The sequence below is a fragment of the Micromonospora psammae genome, assembly GCF_036902725.1.
Classification (GTDB): domain Bacteria; phylum Actinomycetota; class Actinomycetes; order Mycobacteriales; family Micromonosporaceae; genus Micromonospora.
Genome location: NZ_JBAKHM010000004.1, coordinates 187,747 through 204,139 on the forward strand (window position 1 = coordinate 187,747; position 16,393 = coordinate 204,139).

Annotated in this window: 13 protein-coding genes; 8 read left to right on the forward strand and 5 right to left on the reverse strand. The window is 74.7% G+C overall.

From position 1 onward, the window contains the following. Positions 1-4 precede the first annotated feature (4 nt). The 5 genes from V6U79_RS09305 to V6U79_RS09325 all read right to left on the reverse strand — a co-directional run bounded on the left by V6U79_RS09305 (position 5) and on the right by V6U79_RS09325 (position 6,934). Entirely contained in the window at positions 5-631 is a 627-nt protein-coding gene (locus V6U79_RS09305) for a response regulator transcription factor (protein WP_334522469.1), read from the reverse strand. Beyond that, positions 628-1,884 (reverse strand): sensor histidine kinase, encoded by a 1,257-nt coding sequence (locus V6U79_RS09310; RefSeq protein ID WP_334614261.1) that lies wholly within the window; start codon positions 1,882-1,884, stop codon positions 628-630. Before V6U79_RS09310 ends, V6U79_RS09305 begins: the two co-directional genes overlap by 4 nt. Positions 1,885-1,889: 5 nt before the next feature. Further along, a complete protein-coding gene (locus V6U79_RS09315; RefSeq protein WP_334614262.1) occupies positions 1,890-2,345 on the reverse strand; it encodes an ABA4-like family protein in 456 nt (151 codons plus the stop codon). Further along, complete coding sequence (locus tag V6U79_RS09320) at positions 2,342-3,271, reverse strand: hypothetical protein (protein WP_334614264.1); 930 nt, start codon at positions 3,269-3,271, stop codon at positions 2,342-2,344. The genes V6U79_RS09315 and V6U79_RS09320 overlap by 4 nt, the downstream gene beginning before the upstream one ends. Positions 3,272-3,415: 144 nt before the next feature. Next, positions 3,416-6,934, reverse strand: a complete 3,519-nt coding sequence (locus tag V6U79_RS09325) for a CHAT domain-containing protein (protein ID WP_334614266.1) — start codon at positions 6,932-6,934, stop codon at positions 3,416-3,418. Positions 6,935-7,023: 89 nt separating this feature from the next. On the opposite strand from V6U79_RS09325, the gene V6U79_RS09330 reads away from it, so the two are divergent. The 8 genes from V6U79_RS09330 to V6U79_RS09365 all read left to right on the forward strand — a co-directional run bounded on the left by V6U79_RS09330 (position 7,024) and on the right by V6U79_RS09365 (position 16,382). Next, positions 7,024-7,386 (forward strand): hypothetical protein, encoded by a 363-nt coding sequence (locus V6U79_RS09330; RefSeq protein ID WP_334522454.1) that lies wholly within the window; start codon positions 7,024-7,026, stop codon positions 7,384-7,386. Beyond that, a complete protein-coding gene (locus tag V6U79_RS09335; protein WP_334522451.1) occupies positions 7,383-8,213 on the forward strand; it encodes a hypothetical protein in 831 nt (276 codons plus the stop codon). Before V6U79_RS09330 ends, V6U79_RS09335 begins: the two co-directional genes overlap by 4 nt. Before the next feature lie 26 nt (positions 8,214-8,239). Further along, positions 8,240-8,839, forward strand: a complete 600-nt coding sequence (locus V6U79_RS09340) for a tetratricopeptide repeat protein (RefSeq protein ID WP_334522448.1) — start codon at positions 8,240-8,242, stop codon at positions 8,837-8,839. Between the two features lie 140 nt (positions 8,840-8,979). Continuing rightward, a complete protein-coding gene (locus tag V6U79_RS09345; RefSeq protein WP_334614392.1) occupies positions 8,980-10,533 on the forward strand; it encodes a pyridoxal phosphate-dependent decarboxylase family protein in 1,554 nt (517 codons plus the stop codon). A 17-nt stretch (positions 10,534-10,550) separates the two neighbouring features. Next, a complete protein-coding gene (locus V6U79_RS09350; RefSeq protein WP_334614394.1) occupies positions 10,551-11,843 on the forward strand; it encodes a lysine N(6)-hydroxylase/L-ornithine N(5)-oxygenase family protein in 1,293 nt (430 codons plus the stop codon). Beyond that, positions 11,840-12,415, forward strand: coding sequence for a GNAT family N-acetyltransferase (locus tag V6U79_RS09355; RefSeq protein WP_334614268.1), 576 nt, complete (start codon positions 11,840-11,842; stop codon positions 12,413-12,415). The genes V6U79_RS09350 and V6U79_RS09355 overlap by 4 nt, the downstream gene beginning before the upstream one ends. Beyond that, positions 12,412-14,226, forward strand: a complete 1,815-nt coding sequence (locus tag V6U79_RS09360; protein ID WP_334614270.1) for an IucA/IucC family protein — start codon at positions 12,412-12,414, stop codon at positions 14,224-14,226. Before V6U79_RS09355 ends, V6U79_RS09360 begins: the two co-directional genes overlap by 4 nt. Before the next feature lie 128 nt (positions 14,227-14,354). Further along, on the forward strand, positions 14,355-16,382 hold the full coding sequence (locus tag V6U79_RS09365) for a heavy metal translocating P-type ATPase (protein ID WP_334614272.1): 2,028 nt from the start codon (positions 14,355-14,357) through the stop codon (positions 16,380-16,382). Positions 16,383-16,393 lie beyond the last annotated feature (11 nt).

Sequence of the window (16,393 nt, forward strand, 5' to 3'; positions counted from 1 at the left end):
CCGTTCAGGCACCCCGGGCGAACAGGGCCAGGCGTACCCGGTTGGGGCTGTTGGTCTTGGTCATCAGGCTGGTGATGTGGGTCTTGACCGTGGTGACGCCGATGTGGAGCCGGTCGGCGATCTCCGTGTTGGACAGCCCCTCGGCGACCAGGTTCAGCACGTCCTGTTCGCGGGCGGTCAGTCCCGGGGCCGGTCGCGGCGCCTCGACGCGGGCGTGCACCGCGCGCTGGACCAGCCGTCGCAGCACCTCCTGACTGAAGGGGCTGTCACCGGCGGCGGCCCGGCGGATGCCGTCGAGCAGGTCGGCGGGGGGTGCGTCCTTGAGCAGGAAACCGCAGGCGCCGGCGGTCAGCGCCGGATAGAGGTGGTCGTCGTCGCCGAACGTGGTCAGCACCAGGACGCGGGTGGCGGGCCGGTCGGCGAGGATGCGGCTGGTCGCGGTGATCCCGTCGACGCCGGGCATCCGCAGGTCCATGACGACGACGTCGGGGACGAGCCGCGCGGCGAGGCTGATCGCGTCCCGCCCGTTGTCGGCCTCGCCGACGACCTCGAGGTCGGGCTGGGCGTCGCAGAGCATCCGCAGGCCCGCCCGGATGAGGTGCTGGTCGTCGACCAGCAGGACGCGGATCATCGCAGCTCCGGCGGGTGCGGCGCGGCCGTGGCCGCGCCGGCGCGGGGTGCCGGCGGGGCGGCCGCCAGCGCCGGGTCGGACCCGCGGACCCCGGACGGCAGGACGGTGCGGACCCGCCAACCCGCGCCGGCCGGGCCGGCCTCCAGTCGACCGCCGAGCACCTCGACGCGCTCGCGCATGCCGGTGAGGCCGTGACCGCCGCCGGGCGGTACCGCCACCGACACCGAGCCGCGCCCGTCGTCCGAGACCTCCCAGTGGACGTCCCCGTCCATTACGGCGACCGTCAGGCGGGCCCGTGCGGACGTACCCGCGTGCTTGGCCACGTTGGTCAGCGCCTCCTGGGTCAGGCGCAGCACCGCCAGCCCCCGGACCGCGTCGAGCGCACCGACCGCCGGGTCGATGTCGGCCTCCACCGTGACCCCGGCCTGACGGGCCCGGTCGACCGCCGCGCCGAGCGCCGCCGGCAACGCCGCCGGCTCGATCGCGGTCAACGCCGCGTCGCCGCGTACCCCGTCGGGGTCGCGCAGGACCGCGACCAGCCGGCGTAGGTCCGCCAGGGCCGCGGTCCCGGTGCCGTGCACGTCGTCGAAGACCTCGCCCACCCGCGGGTCGAGGCCGGTCAGCACGTGCCGGGCCACGCCGACGCGCAGCACCATCGACGCCACGTGGTGCGCGACCACGTCGTGCAGCTCGCGGGCGATGGCGCTGCGTTCGTCGGCGCGCGCGGCGCGGCTCTCCGACTCGCGCCGCCGCTGCTCCTCCGCGGCCCGCTGCTCGGCCTGACGGCCGAGCTCCCGGGTGGTCCGGATGACCATGCCGAGCAGCAGCGGCAGGCCGACCTCCACGGTCAGCCCGAAGACGCCGGAGGCGAACCGTCGGAACGGATCGCCGATCGAGTCGGCGAGGTCGACCGTGGCCAGCAGTCCGGCGGCCAGCCAGATGGTCCGTGGCCGGCGCGCCCACATGGTCAGCTCCAGCAACGCCCAGCTGGCGCCCACCTGGTTGATCGTGGTGTCGTCGATCAGGGCGATCGCGACCGCCAGCAGCGCGGCCTGCGCCACCAGGTTGACCAGCGGCCGGCGGTGCAGGACCAGGGCGGCGGCGAACGCGACCGTCGCGAGGACCCACTGCGTCGTCGTCGCTCCGCGTCCCTCGTGGACGTTGAAGACCAGGTAGCCGACGCCGCTGAGGTCGAGCAGCAGCATCCGCACGAACGTGTCGCGCGCGTCGAACAGCCGCCCCGTCCACCCCACGCCGGTCAGCCTAGGCGCTGCGGCTCGGCGGCAGGAGCCACCGCCGGGCGGACCCACCAGGTCCGGACTCCCAGGTAGGCGGCCAGGCCGAGCGGCCCGAGCAGGATCGTCAGCACCAGCACGGGGGCCATGACCAGCGCCGGCACCCCCCGTTCCCGGCTGTCGAGCCACGCCCACCGACCGGCGAACAGGTCGAACGCGAGCATGTGCGCCCAGGCCGCCGCCGCGCCGTCCGCGGTGCCGAGCAGGTCGCGCACGCCCACCAGGGTCGGCGCCGTGACGACCGGCAGCACCTCGTCGAACGCCGGAACCACCAGCAGCGCGTAGATCGCCAGGACCGGCAGCACGATCAGCGGGGAGGAGACGATCCGGGCGGTCCAGGACCAGCGCGGCAGCACGATCATCAGCGCCCAGAACGGTGCCGCCAGCGTGAAGGTCAGCGAGAACAGCGCGGCGGTCATGCGGCCAGCGCCAGTTCCGGCCTGCGCCGCCGGGCCAGCACCGCGCCCGTGGCGGTCGCCGTCGCGACCACCAGGGCCGCCCCGGCGGCCAGCGTGACCGCGTCCGGACGCAGCAGCGGCTGCCCGCGCAGGGCCTGCCAGGTCAACAGCACCGTGAGTACGCCGTAGGCGCCGCCCGCGACGCCCAGCAGCCGTACCCGGGTGCGCTCGTCCAGCCGGGTGCCGAGGAACCGGCTCAACAGGATCGCCAGGATCGGCAGCGCCTGCAGCGCGTGCAGTCCCACGAAGTGCCCGATCCGCAGGTCCCCGCCGGTGGTGCTCCAGCCGACCAGCGACAGCCCGGGTCCGCCGTCCGGTACGCCCACGCTGTGCGCCCCGCTGATCCCATCGATCCCGGGCTCCTGGGCGGGCAGCACCATCGGCACCGCCGCCAGCATGCCCAGCAGGGACAGGCCGAGCCCCCACCCGATCGCGTGCGCGGCGACCCGGTCCGCGATCCGCCGTCGCAACACCACGATCCCGATGACCAGGTGCGCGACGAACAGCACGGCGATCGACGCACCCATCGCCGTGAACAGGGCGGCGTTCAGCGGGGTCGTCCCGTTGAAGTGGCTGGTCGTGCCGCGCAGCACCTGCCCGACGATCACCACCATCTCGATCAGCGACGACGCGACGATGACGGTGCCCGCCCACTCCGCGATCCGGCTGCGCCGGGGCAGCAGGGCGAGCATCCAGGCGAGGGTGGCGCCGTACAGCACGAAGGAGACGGAGAACTTGAACGGCTTGAGCCAGATCGGCGCGCTGGTGAGGACGCGCGGGTCGGCGACGAGGCCGACCGCGCAGACGACGGCGAGCACCGCCATCGCCGCGACGAGGAGCATCAGTGGGCGGTGCCAGTGTGCCGCCCGGTGCAGTGCGGTAGTCATATCTGTAGATGCTGCTGAGCCGCCCGCCCGGCCGCGTCCGACCGGAGGCCCCGGTCGCGGCCGGCGGTCGGAGCGCATCTCCTACCGAGGGAGGAGGCGGACGACCCGGCGCACGGCCGACCACCGGCGGACCGGCGTCGAGGGTCACCCGTGGTGGACGAACGGCGCCCACCTGCTGGGCTGGTAGGGGTGCCGCCGCCGCAGGTCCCGCGTGACGGCGTGCAGCGCGTCCGCCGCCCGGGACGGGTCGAGGGCGCCGTCGGGTGCGGTCATCTCCCGGTACAGGTCGTCGGCGACGGCGGCGGCGGTCTCGTCGCCGACGGCCCAGAGGGTCGACACGACGTGCCGGAAGCCGGCGATCTGTAGCGCGGCGGCGAGGTGACCGGCCTCGTCGGGCAGATCGTGGCCGCCCATGGCGGTGTGGCAGGCGAGGAGGACCGCCAGATGGCCGCCGCCGAGGTCGAGCCGGCTGAGGTCGGTCATGGTCAGCGGGGCGTCGGCGAGATACAGCGCGGCCCGGCCCCCCGCCCCGGTCTCACCGTGGCAGGCGAAGTGGACGCAGCTCCGCCCGGCCAGCAGCTCCATGACCCGCGCCCTGGTCGCCGACGACCCGGTCACCGTGGTGGCGTCGGGGAAGCGGGCGCGTAGCAGAGCGGCCTCCCGGGCCGCGGAGGGCAGGTCGGGCAACCCGGCCACGTAGCCGGGCCGCTGGTCGCAGGCGACCACGAGCGGCCGGTGCACCCGGGCGGTCGAGGGGCGGCGGGCGTGCCGCAGGGCCCGCAGCGTCGGGGTCGTCGAGGACACCACGCGGTCGAGTACGGCACGCCCGGCGGGCGCGTCCTCCGGGTCGTGGTAGCCGGCCGCGTGCAGCGGGGCCAGGGCGAGCGGCCCGGTCGGGCACCACCACAGCCGCCCGCCGGTCGGGACCGCGGCGAGCACGGGCGCCGCCACCACCTCCCACAGCCACTCCAGGTAGGCCAGGAGCAGCTGCTCGCGTGGCCCCGACGAGGCGCCACCCACGCCGGCCCGGGCCACCGCGTCGAGGTACCCCCGGGTCCGTTCGTACGCCTGCTCCACGGTCAGGTCGGGCAGCGGCACGACGCGTACGCCCGCGGCGGTGAGGACCAGCGCGTCACACCGGTGGCGGCTGACGTTCACCAGCGCCACCGGCCCGTCCGCCGCCATCGCGGCCAGGTCGGCGAACGGGGTGGGCCGGAGGAAGTGCGCGAAGCCGGGCCGGGCGCGGACGGCCGCGACGACCTCGTCCCACTCCTCGGCCTGCCGCCGCCTGCGCTCGGCGGCTCCCCGCGCGTCGGACGACGCCGGCGGGTCGGGTGCCGTCCGCAGGGCGGCCAGCCGCTCGGCGAGGTCGGGGTGTGCCACCTGCAGCGCGGTCAGGTCGCCCCGGGTGTCGAGCACCTGCCCCCACCACAGGGACCGGCCGTGGTCGAGCAGTTCCACGGCGCGTTCCGGTCGGCCCGCCGCCACGGCCGCCGCCGCCGCGTCGCACGCCACGTTCGCCCACCGGCCGACCAGCCGGTCCCGGTCGGCGGCGTCCAGCCCGCGCCACACGGTCAGCTGCAACTGGTCCACCGCGTCGGCGTAGGCCCCGGCCGCGGCGCTCCAGTCGCCGCGACCGCCGGCGGCGACTTCGGCCCGCAGCCCGGCCCGCATCACCAGCGCGTCCATCCGCTCAAAGGACCGACCCGCACCGCTCCCGGCGACCCCGTCGAGCACGTCGAGGGCCTCGTGGACCCGGTCGAGGTCGGCGAGCACCTGGGCCAGGCCCAACCGGGCGGTCACCTGGACCGGCGACCGCTCCGGTGCCGTGGCGAGCACCACCCGGTACTGCGCGACCGCGTCGACCAGATCGTCGACGCTCCCCGGCCCGGTCCCGCGGTCGCGCAGGGCCAGGGCCAGGTTGAGCCGCAGGGACGGGCCGCCGTCGACGGTCACGGCCGCGCGCAGGTGCGCCACGGCCGCGTCCAGGGTGGCCGGGTCGCGGTCGAGGAGGAAGCGTTCGCGCAGCCGGTTGCCGAGGTTCGCCCGGGCGAGGGTGGCGTCGGCCGCCGTGCCGGCCGACTCGAGCGCCGCCTGCCCGACCCCGATCGCCTCGTCGAGGTCGAACCGTCGCCCGTAATGCTGGAACCGGTAGACCAGCGCGCTGCCCAGGGTGAGCAGGTAGCGGGCGTGTTCCGGCTCGTCCCCGTCGGTCAGCTCGACGGCGCGACGGGTGTGGGCGATCGCCTCGTCCAGGTCGGCGCCGCTGCGGTCCCGCAGGAACCGGTTGATCAGGGCCGCGGCCAGGTTCACCAGCTCGCCGTCGAGGTGGGCGGGGCTGAGGACGGGGCGTCCGAGCGCTTCCCGGAGCAGCTCGATCGCCTCGTCCAGGTCGGCCGCCTGCCCGTGGGTCTCGAAACGGCGCATCAGCGCGGGACCGAGCGGGATGCCGACCATCCACCGACCGGGGTGCCCGGCGGGCAGCCGGGCCAGCAGGGTGTGCCCGTCGTCGCGGATCCGCTCCAGCACCGCGGGGTCCCCGTTGCTTTCGTACTCCTCGAGCAGGTCGGAGAGGGCGGCGGCGTGTCGGGCCAGCTCGTTCACGTCGTCGCCGACCTCGGCCGGGGGCCGGCGCGGAATCGTGCCCGGCCCGGCGACGAATTCGAGGCCGGGTGGGACGTGGACCGGCGGAAGCGGGCCACGCAGGTCGGCCACCACCGCCAGGGCGTGCTCGGCGGAGGCCCGCGTCGCCGGGTCCGCGGCGGTATCGGCGGCCAGCCGCAGGTACCGCGTGGCGGTATCGAGGTCGGCCATGTCGGCGGTCAGGTCATGGCGGTCCCGGTGCAGCAGGCCGAGGTTGTGGAGCATGGCCGTCGACACGGGATGGCCCGCCGGAAAGAGGTCGAGCACGTCACGCGCGGCCGCCAGCGCCGCGTCGAGCGCGTCGAGGGTGCCGTCGCGTTCGTACCGGAACCGGCGGACCTCGCTGAGCAGGGCCAGGAAGTGCCGGCGGTTGGGGTCGTCGGACGGGCACAGCCGGACGGCCCGCTCCACCTCCTCGGTCGCCTCGTCGAGCCGCGCCGGGTCCCCGGTCAGCTCCGTCCACTTGATCAGGGCGGCGCCGCGCAGGGCGGCCAGCGCGGCGCGGTCGGCGTGGTCGGGCGGCAGCAGGAGGACCGCGTGCCCGAGGAGCTCCGCGGCGGCGGAGTGGAGCACGGCGGCACCGGTCGACGAGCCGAGGTCGTGGAGCTCCCGGGCCGCGAGCACGGCCTCCACCACGTGCCGTTGGACGCCCGTGACGAGGCCGAGCCGCAGGGACAGGCCGGCGAAGGCGCGCAGGGCGGATCCCGTCATGTCGGGCTGCTCGGTCGGCGCCAGCCGGGCCAGTTCCCGGTAGGCCTCGACGCTCTCCGCGAGGTCCTGCGAAGAGCCGCTGGCCTCAGCGCGCAGGGCCAGCGCCTCGCCGAGCACCAGCAGGGCCGCGAACCGTTCCGGCGCGTCGGCGCCGCAGAGCGCCAGCGCGTGGTGGCCCGCGGCGACCGCTTCGTCGAGGCTGGCCACTTCGCCGGACTCGTCGTGGTGCGCGAGCCACCCTCGGACCTCCCGCAGCACCGCGCCGACCCGGTCGTCGGTGGTCCTCGGCCCCCGATGCCGCCTGAACACGTCGACACCTCCCGGTGGTCGGCCCGGCACCCACAGTAGAGGATGGTCGATACAATCGAGGGCCCGCCGAGGACCTGGAGGCCGCGCAGGTGGAGACCGAAGCCGACATTCTGGCCGCGTGGTGCACCGTGCTGCCCGCGCTGCGCGACCAGGCCCGCAGCAACGGGGTTCTCGACCGGCTCGACCGCGACGCCGACCGGGTCCGGGCCGGCGGGTCGGCGCGGCGGGCCCTGCTCAAGTGGTGGCCCCCCGAGTCCGACGTCCACCACCGCGGCTGGTCCGACCGGCCCACCGTCGGGCTGGCCGGACTCCCTGGGACAAGCCGACCGCCGGGCGTCGGCGCGGGGGAGTACACCTGCCCGCAGGAGCGGTGCCCGCGCCGTGGGTTCCGCGACGAACAGGGGCACCCGCCCCGGTGCACCGCCTTCGACGCGCCGATGCGGCCCGCATGATCGGAGTCCTCACCGAGGTCGGCAAGCGCGTCAGTGGCCGTTGGGTGACCGCGATCCTCCTGCCGGGCCTGCTCCTGGTCGCCGTCGCCGCCGTCGCCGTGGCGCTCGGTCACGCCCGGGCGTTCGACCTCGAACACCTCGCGGCGGCGGCCGACCGCGCCGGCCGGGCCCTCGCGGCGCGACCGGGACGGCTGGTGGTGGCCGTCGCCGCGGTCGTCGCCGCCGCCGGCCTGGCCGGGACCGCCGCGACCGGACTCGGGCGGCTGGCACAGCGGTGGTGGCTGCGCGAGCGGTTCCTGACCGGTCAGTTGATCACCCGCTCCCGGTGGTCGCGCCGCTCCCGCCTGCTCGCCGCCGCCCGCCGCGCGGACGTGCCGGCCGTCGCCGCGTACCTGCCGCAGCGGCCGACGTGGCTGGGCGACCGCGTCCGGCTGGTCGAGGCGCGCGTGCGGGCGCAGTACCACGTCAGCGCGGCGCTGGTGTGGCCACGGCTGTGGCTGCTCCTCGACGAGGACGCGCGCCGGCCGATCAGCGACGCGCGGACCCGGTACACCGAGGCGGTCACGCTGGTCGGCTGGGCGACGCTCTACCTGGCGCTCGGCGCGCGGTGGTGGCCGGCACTGCTCGTCGGGGCCGGCATGCTGCTCACGGCCTGGCGACGCGCCCGCGACACGCTCGCCGAGTTGGCCGAGCTGATCGAGTCCGCCATCGACCTGCGACTGCGCGACCTCGCCGCGGCGCTCGGACTGCCGGTGGCCGGGGCCGAGATGAGCGTGGCCGAGGGGCGGGCACTGGACGACCGGCTCGGCAAGGCCGGTCCCGTGTAGGTCCGACAACCCGGAGGGACGGTCCGATGAGGTTTCCGAGGCCCCGGCCCAGACCCCTGCCCGCCGACCTCGACCGGCGCGCACGCGGCGCGCTGGCGCTGTTCGACGCGGGCCAGTACGCGCCCGCCGAACGGGCCTGGCGGGCGTTGCTGGTCGACTGCGAGCGCGAACTCGGCCCCGACCATCCGGAGACGATCACCACCCTGGACCGGCTCGGGTCCGCCCTGTTCCGGCTGCGCCGGCTCGGCGAGTCGGCCGACCAGCACCGCCGGGCGCACCGCCGGGCGGTCGACGCGTTCGGCCGCAACCATCCCGCGACGCTGATGTACGCCCACAACCTCGGCTGCGCGCTCGCCGTGGCACATCAGTGGGACGAGGGGCTCGCGGTCCTCCGGGACACCGTGGCCCGCAAGCGCCGCAAGCTCGGCGCGGCCCACCCGGACACCCTGGCCACCGCCAAGACCCTCGGTGTCTCGCTCTTCATGGTCGGCGACGTGCCGACCGCCCTGGACATCCTCGAACCGGCCTACCAGGCGGCGGTGGGCAGGTTCGGCCCGGGTGATCCGCTCACCCAGGACATCGGCGAGAACCTGCGCATCGTGCTGCGCAACTCGGGCCCGCGCTGAGGCGCGTACCGGCGGTTTGGTTCCCGCGATCGGCGCGGCGATGACACCCGCTTCCGTAGGTTAGGCTAACCTAACTTGGCTCGATCGTTCGAGCCGAGGACGCCGTCCACTGTGTCCACTCCCGACCGATGAGGACCGCCATGAGCCTGCCCGGCAGCACCGTCGACACACCTCCGACCCGGGTGACACCCGGGTCGTCCGCCCGCGCCCACCTGTTCACCAGCGGCTCGGTCGAGCGGTACCGGCGGGTGCTCGCCGACGGGATCGAGCGGGTGGCGACCCGGGTGGCCGGCGCGGACCGGCCGTTCACCGGCGTCACCCCGGACGAGCTGGCCCCGCGGATCGCCGGGATCGACCTGGACGAGCCGCTGGGCGGGACCGAGGCGGCCCTCGACGAACTCCAGGACGTCTACCTGCGCGACGCCGTCTACTTCCACCATCCCCGCTACCTGGCGCACCTGAACTGTCCGGTGGTGATCCCCGCCCTGCTCGGCGAGGCGGTGCTCAGCGCCGTGAACTCCTCGCTGGACACCTGGGACCAGAGCGCCGGCGCCACGCTGATCGAGCGGCGGCTGGTCGACTGGACGGCCGAGCGGATCGGCCTCGGACCCGACGCGGACGGAATCTTCACCAGCGGCGGGACCCAGTCGAACCTCCAGGCGATGCTGCTGGCCCGCGAGGAGGCCTGTGCCCGGGCCGCCGGCGCCCCGGGCGCCCGGCCGACCCGCCCGCAGCTGCTCTCCCGGCTGCGGATCCTCACCTCGGCGGCCGGGCACTTCAGCGTCCAGAAGGCGGCGAAGCTGCTCGGTCTCGGCGCGGACGCGGTCGTCACCGTGCCCACCGACGCCGACCGGCGGATGGACGTCGCCGAACTGAGCCGGGAGCTCGACCGGTGCCGGCGCGACGGCCTGCTGGTGATGGCCGTGGTCGCCACCGCCGGCACCACCGACTTCGGCACCGTCGACCCGCTGCCGCCGATCGCCGAGCGCTGCGCCGCCGCCGGCGTGTGGCTGCACGTCGACGCGGCGTACGGCTGCGGGCTGCTGGTGTCGCCGACCCGGCGGCACCTGCTCGACGGCATCGAGCGGGCCGACTCGGTGACCGTCGACTACCACAAGTCCTTCTTCCAGCCGGTCAGCTCCAGCGCCCTGCTGGTCCGCGACCGGCGGGTGCTGCGGCACGCCACCTGGCACGCCGACTACCTCAACCCGGCCCGGGCGGTCACCCAGCGGATCCCCAACCAGGTCGACAAGAGCATTCAGACCACCCGGCGCTTCGACGCCCTGAAGCTCTGGCTCACCCTGCGGGTCATGGGGCCGGACGCGGTCGGCGCGCTCTTCGACGAGGTCCTGGACCGGGCGGCCGACGTCTGGCGGCTGCTCACCGAGGATCCCCGCTTCGAGGTGGTGACCCGGTCGCCGCTGAGCACGGTGGTCTTCCGCTACCTGCCGGCGGGGCCGGGACGGCTCCTCGCCGACGAGGCCAACCTGTACGCCCGGGAGGCGCTGGCCGCCTCCGGCGCCGCCCTGGTCGCCGGGACCCGGGTGGACGGCGCCCACCACCTGAAGCTGACCCTGCTCAACCCCGAGACCACTCTCGACGACGTGGCCCACGTCCTCGACCTGATCGCCGGGCACGCGAGCCGGTACGTGCGCACCCGGACCGCCGCCGAGCTGTCCTGCCCGGTCGCCTGAGCACCATGGAGAACTCCGTGTCGACGCACGACTTCATCGCGATCGGGCTGGGCCCGTACAACCTCGGGCTGGCCTGCCTGACCGCGCCGGTCGACGACCTCGACGGCCTCTTCCTGGAGGCCCGGGCCGAGTTCGACTGGCACCCCGGCATGCTGCTGGAGTCGACCCGGCTGCAGACACCGTTCATCGCCGACCTGGTCAGCCTCGCCGACCCCACCTCCCCGTACTCCTTCCTGAGCTACCTGAAGGAGACCGGACGGCTCTACCCGTTCTACATCCGGGAGAGCTTCTTCCCGCTGCGCGGCGAGTACAACGACTACTGCCGGTGGGCCGCCGCGAAGCTGCCCACCGTGCGCTTCGGCCACCAGGTCACCGCCGTCGTGCACGACCCGGCCGACGACCGGTACGTCGTGCACGCCACGGTCGCCGGGGAGCCGGTCACCCACCGGGCCCGGCACCTGGTGCTCGGCACCGGCACCCCGCCGCACGTGCCCGACGCGTGTCGGGGGCTCGGCGGCGACGTGCTGCACAACTCGCGGTACCGGGAGCACCGGGCCGCGCTGCGGGCGAAGCGGAGCATCACCGTGGTCGGCAGCGGGCAGAGCGCGGCCGAGATCTACCACGACCTGCTCGCCGACATCGACGCCCACGGCTACCAGCTGAACTGGGTCACCCGCTCACCGCGCTTCTTCCCCCTCGAATACACCAAGCTCACCCTGGAGATGACCTCGCCGGACTACGTGGACTACTTCCACGCCCTGCCCGAGGCGACCCGCTACGAGCTGGAGTCCGCGCAGAAGCCGCTGTTCAAGGGGATCAACGCCGACCTGATCAACGACATCTACGACCTGCTCTACGCCCGCAGCGTGCACGGCCCGGTGCCGACCCGGCTGCTGACCGGCACGGCGCTGACCAGCGCTGCCCACGACGCGGCCCGCGGGACGTACACGCTGGGGCTGCGCCACGTCGAGCAGGGCCGCGACTTCATTTTGGAGACCGAGGGACTCGTCCTGGCCACCGGCTACCGCTACCGGGTGCCCGAGTTCCTCGCCCCGGTCCGCGACCGGATCCGCTGGGACTCGCGCGGCCGGTTCGACGTGGCCCGCAACTACAGCATCGACCACACCGGGCGGGGCATCTTCCTCCAGAACGCTGGCACCCACACGCACAGCATCACCTCACCCGACCTGGGCATGGGCCCGTACCGCAACTCGTGGATCATCCGCGAGCTGCTCGGCCGGGAGTACTACCCGATCGAGAAGAGCATCACCTTCCAGGAGTTCGGCGCGCCGGTGGGAGCCGCCTCGTGACCGCCACCGTCCACCGCCGGGTCGACGACCGGCTCGGCGAGTTCGCCCTGCGTACCCTCGACCCGGACGCCGACGCCGCGCTGCTGCACGGCTGGGTGACCCACCCGAAGGCCGCGTTCTGGCTGATGGGCGACGCCGACGTGGCCCGGGTCGCCGAGGAGTACCGGCGGATCGCCGCCCACCCGCACCACGACGCCTTCGTCGGGCTCTGGCGCGGCCGACCGGCCTTCCTCGCCGAGCGCTACGACCCCGCGCACGTCGAGCTGGTCGGACTCCACGACGCCCGCCCCGGGGACGTGGGCATGCACTTCCTCTGCGCGCCCACCGACACCCCGGCGCACGGCTTCACCCGGGCCGTGATCACCACCGTCGTGGCGTGGCTCTTCGCCGACCTGGCGACCCGTCGCGTGGTGGTCGAGCCGGACGTCCGCAACACCGCCGTGCACCGGCTCAACGCCGCCGTCGGCTTCACCGTCGTCGGCACCGTCGCCAAGCCCGAGAAGGACGCGCTGCTCAGCGTCTGCACCCGGGACCAGTTTCACGCCGCCACCCGAGGAGACGTACCCGCGTGAACCCGCTCGCACCCCTCGACCACCTGACGCCGGAGACCTGGGCCCGGGTCAACCGGCTGCTGGTCCGCAAGGCCCTCGCCGAGTTCGCCCACGAGCGGCTGCTCACCCCCGAACCGCTGGCCCCGGAGCCGTCCGGCCCGCCGCCGGAGCAGCGCCGCTACCAGGTACGCAGCGACGACGGCACGGTCGCGTACCGGTTCGCCGCCCGGCTGCTGGCCCTGGACCACTGGTGGATCGACGCCGACAGCATCACCCGCCACCGGGGCGACACCGAGCTGCCGTTGGACGCCCTCGACCTCTGCGTCGAGCTGCGCGGCGCGCTGGGCCTCGGCGACCGGGTCCTCCCCGTCTACCTGGAGGAGATCAGCTCCACCCTCGCCAGCACCGCGTACAAGCTGGCCCGGCCGGCGGTGGCCGCCGCCGACCTGGCCCGCGCCGACTTCCAGACCATCGAGACGCGGCTGACCGAGGGTCATCCGGGCTTCGTCGCCAACAACGGCCGGATCGGCTTCGGCCTGCACGACTACCACCGGTACGCCCCGGAGGCGGCCCACCCGGTACGCCTCGTCTGGCTGGCCGCCCACCGCGACCACACCACCTTCACCTGCTCGCCGGAGCTCGACCACGACAGCCTGATCCGCGGCGAACTCGGCGCCGACACCGTCGCCGGCTTCACCGACACCCTCACCGGGCTCGGCCTCGACCCCGCCGACTACCTGTTCCTCCCGGTGCACCCGTGGCAGTGGGAGAACAAGCTCGCCGTCACCTTCGCCGCCGAGGTGGCGCAGCGCCGGCTGGTCTGCCTCGGCCCCGGCCCGGACGAACACCTCGCCCAGCAGTCCATCCGCACCTTCTTCAACCTGACCGACCCGACCCGGCACTACGTCAAGACCGCCCTCTCCGTGCTGAACATGGGCTTCATGCGCGGGCTCTCCGCCGCGTACATGGAGGCCACCCCGGCGATCAACGACTGGCTCGCCGCGCTGATCGCCGGCGACGAGGTGCTCCGGGAGACCGGGTTGACGATCATCCGGGAGCGGGCCGCCATCGGCTACCGGCACCGGCAGTACGAGGCGGCGACCGACCGGTACTCCCCGTACCGGAAGATGCTGGCCGCGTTGTGGCGGGAGAGTCCGGTCCCCGGCCTGGCGCCGGGCCGGCGGCTGGCCAGCATGGCCGCCCTGCTGCACGCGGACGCCGACGGCCGGTCGCTGGCCGCCGCGCTGATCGCCCGGTCGGGGCTGACCCCCGAGGCGTGGCTGCGCCGCTACCTCGACGCCTACCTCACCCCGCTGCTGCACAGCTTCTACGCCCACGACCTGGCCTTCATGCCGCACGGCGAGAACGTCATCCTGGTCCTCGACGGCGCGACGGTGGAGCGGGCGATCTTCAAGGACATCGCCGAGGAGATCGTGGTGATGGACCCGCAGGCCGACCTGCCCCCGCCGGTGCGACGGATCCGGGCCGACGTCCCCGAGGAGATGAAGCTGCTGTCGATCTTCACCGACGTCCTCGACGGCTTCCTGCGCCACCTCGGCGCCATCCTGGTTACCGAGGGCGTCCTGGACGAGGAGGCCTTCTGGCGGACGGTCGCCGGGTGCGCGGCCGACTACGCCGACCGGGTGCCGCACCTGGCCGACCGGCTGCGCCGGTACGACCTGTTCGCCCCGGAGTTCGCGCTCTCCTGCCTCAACCGGCTCCAGCTGCGGGACAACCAGCAGATGGTCGACCTCGCCGACCCGGCCGGCGCCCTGCAACTCGTCGGCACCCTGGTCAACCCCCTCGCCCGCTTCGCCCCGAGCCGGGCCTGAGCACCGCCGCCGGGGTCGTCCGCGCCGATTCCGCCGTGCCGGCCGGCGGGGCGCAGCATCATGAGCGGGCGGGTGTGCGATCCCTTACCCCCCTCGGGGGGTGGACGGCGGCGGCGGAGGTGGACGGCATGGGACACGAACCCGCCGGGCACGACAAGCACGCCGGTCACGACCCCGAGCAGTTCCGTCGCAAGTTCTGGCTGAGCCTGGCCCTCACCCTGCCGATCATCGCGACCAGTCACATGGTGATGGACTGGTTCGGTTACTCCCTCGACTTCCCGGGAGTCGACCTGGTCGGCCCGGTCCTCGGCTCGGTCGTCTTCTGCTACGGCGGATGGCCGTTCCTGGTCGGCGGCGTCCGCGAGGTGCGGGACCGCGCCCCGGGCATGATGCTGCTGGTCTCGATGGCCATCACCGTGGCCTGGCTCGCCTCGCTGGCGACCAGCGTCGGCGCCTTCGACCTGGACTTCTGGTGGGAGCTGGCCGCCCTGGTGACCATCATGCTGCTGGGCCACTGGCAGGAGATGAAGGCCCTCGGCCAGGCCCACGGCGCGCTCGCCGCGCTGGCCGCCCTGCTGCCCGACGACGCCGAACGAATCGCCGAGGACGGCGGCGTGCACCGGGTGCCGGTCGCCGAGCTGCGGGTCGGCGACGTGGTGCTGGTCCGTCCCGGTGGCCGGGTGCCGGCCGACGGCGTGATCGTCGACGGCGGCGCCGAGCTGGACGAGTCGATGATCACGGGGGAGTCCCGCCCGGTGCCGCGGGCCGTCGGGGACCGGGTGGTGGCCGGCACCGTGGCCACCGACTCCTCGCTGCGGGTACGCGTCGACGCCGTCGGCGAGGAGACCGCCCTGGCCGGCATCGGGAGGCTCGTCGCCCAGGCGCAGGCCTCCAGCGGACGCGCCCAGGTGCTCGCCGACCGGTTCGCCGCGACCCTCTTCTACGTCGCCGCGGCCGCCGCGCTGGTCACCTTCGGGCTGTGGTGGGCGCTGGGCGACCCGGACCAGTCCGTGGTCCGCACCGTGACGGTGCTGGTGATCGCCTGCCCGCACGCCCTCGGGCTGGCCATCCCGCTGGTCATCGCGCTCTCCACCGCGCTGTCGGCGCGGGCCGGCATCCTGGTCAAGGACCGGCTCGCCCTGGAGCGGATGCGCACCGTGGACGCGGTGCTCTTCGACAAGACCGGCACCCTGACCCTGGGCCGGCACACCGTCACCGGGACCGCCGCGGCCCGGGGCGTCAGCGAGGAGGAGGTGCTGCGCGTCGCTGGCGCCGTCGAGGCCGACAGCGAACACCCCCTCGCCAAGGCCCTGACGACGGTCGCGCACGACCGGGGACTGCGGGCGGTCGCCCGGGACTTCCGGTCCCTGACCGGCCGGGGCGTACAGGCCGTCGTCGACGGCACCACGTGGGCGGTGGGCGGCCCCGCCCTGCTGCGGGAACTGGACGCCACCGTCGGCGACGAGCTGGCCGGCGTCACCCGGGACTGGTCGGCCCGGGGCGCGGTGGTGCTGCACCTGGTCCGCCGGCCGGAGACCGGACGGCCCACCGCGGTCGGCGCCTTCGCGCTGGAGGACGAGGTACGTCCCGAGGCCCGCGCGGCCATTGCCGAGCTGCGCGCGCAGGGCGTCCGGACGATCGCCATGATCACCGGGGACGCCCGGCCGGTCGCCGAGGCGGTCGCCGCCGACCTGGGCTTCCGCCCCGGCGTCGACGAGGTCTTCGCCGAGGTCCTCCCCGCCGACAAGGACCGGGTGGTCGCCGACCTGCGGGCCCGGGGGCTGACCGTGGCGATGGTCGGGGACGGGGTCAACGACGCACCCGCCCTGGCCCGCGCCGACGTCGGTCTGGCCATCGGCGCCGGCACCGACGTGGCGATCGAGTCGGCCGGGGTCGTCCTGGCCTCCTCCGACCCGCGCGGGGTCACCGCGGTGATCCGGCTGTCCCGGGCGTCGTACCGGAAGATGGTGCAGAACCTGGCCTGGGCGGCCGGGTACAACGTGGTGGCGATCCCGCTCGCGGCCGGCGCGCTGGCCTGGGCCGGGATCACCCTCTCCCCGGCCGTCGGGGCGGTGCTGATGTCCGCCTCCACCATCGTGGTGGCGCTCAACGCGCAACTGCTGCGCCGGGTCCGACTCACGCCCGGCCAGCGCTGAGGCGACGCCGG

Excerpts from the sequence above, each read along its gene's own strand:
- V6U79_RS09305 (WP_334522469.1), bottom strand. The coding sequence starts at position 631 with ATGATCCGCGTCCTGCTGGTCGACGACCAGCACCTCATCCGGGCGGGC.
- V6U79_RS09315 (WP_334614262.1), bottom strand. The coding sequence starts at position 2,345 with ATGACCGCCGCGCTGTTCTCGCTGACCTTCACGCTGGCGGCACCGTTC.
- V6U79_RS09320 (WP_334614264.1), bottom strand. The coding sequence starts at position 3,271 with ATGACTACCGCACTGCACCGGGCGGCACACTGGCACCGCCCACTGATG.
- V6U79_RS09335 (WP_334522451.1), top strand. The coding sequence starts at position 7,383 with ATGATCGGAGTCCTCACCGAGGTCGGCAAGCGCGTCAGTGGCCGTTGG.
- V6U79_RS09340 (WP_334522448.1), top strand. The coding sequence starts at position 8,240 with ATGAGGTTTCCGAGGCCCCGGCCCAGACCCCTGCCCGCCGACCTCGAC.
- V6U79_RS09345 (WP_334614392.1), top strand. The coding sequence starts at position 8,980 with ATGAGCCTGCCCGGCAGCACCGTCGACACACCTCCGACCCGGGTGACA.
- V6U79_RS09365 (WP_334614272.1), top strand. The coding sequence starts at position 14,355 with ATGGGACACGAACCCGCCGGGCACGACAAGCACGCCGGTCACGACCCC.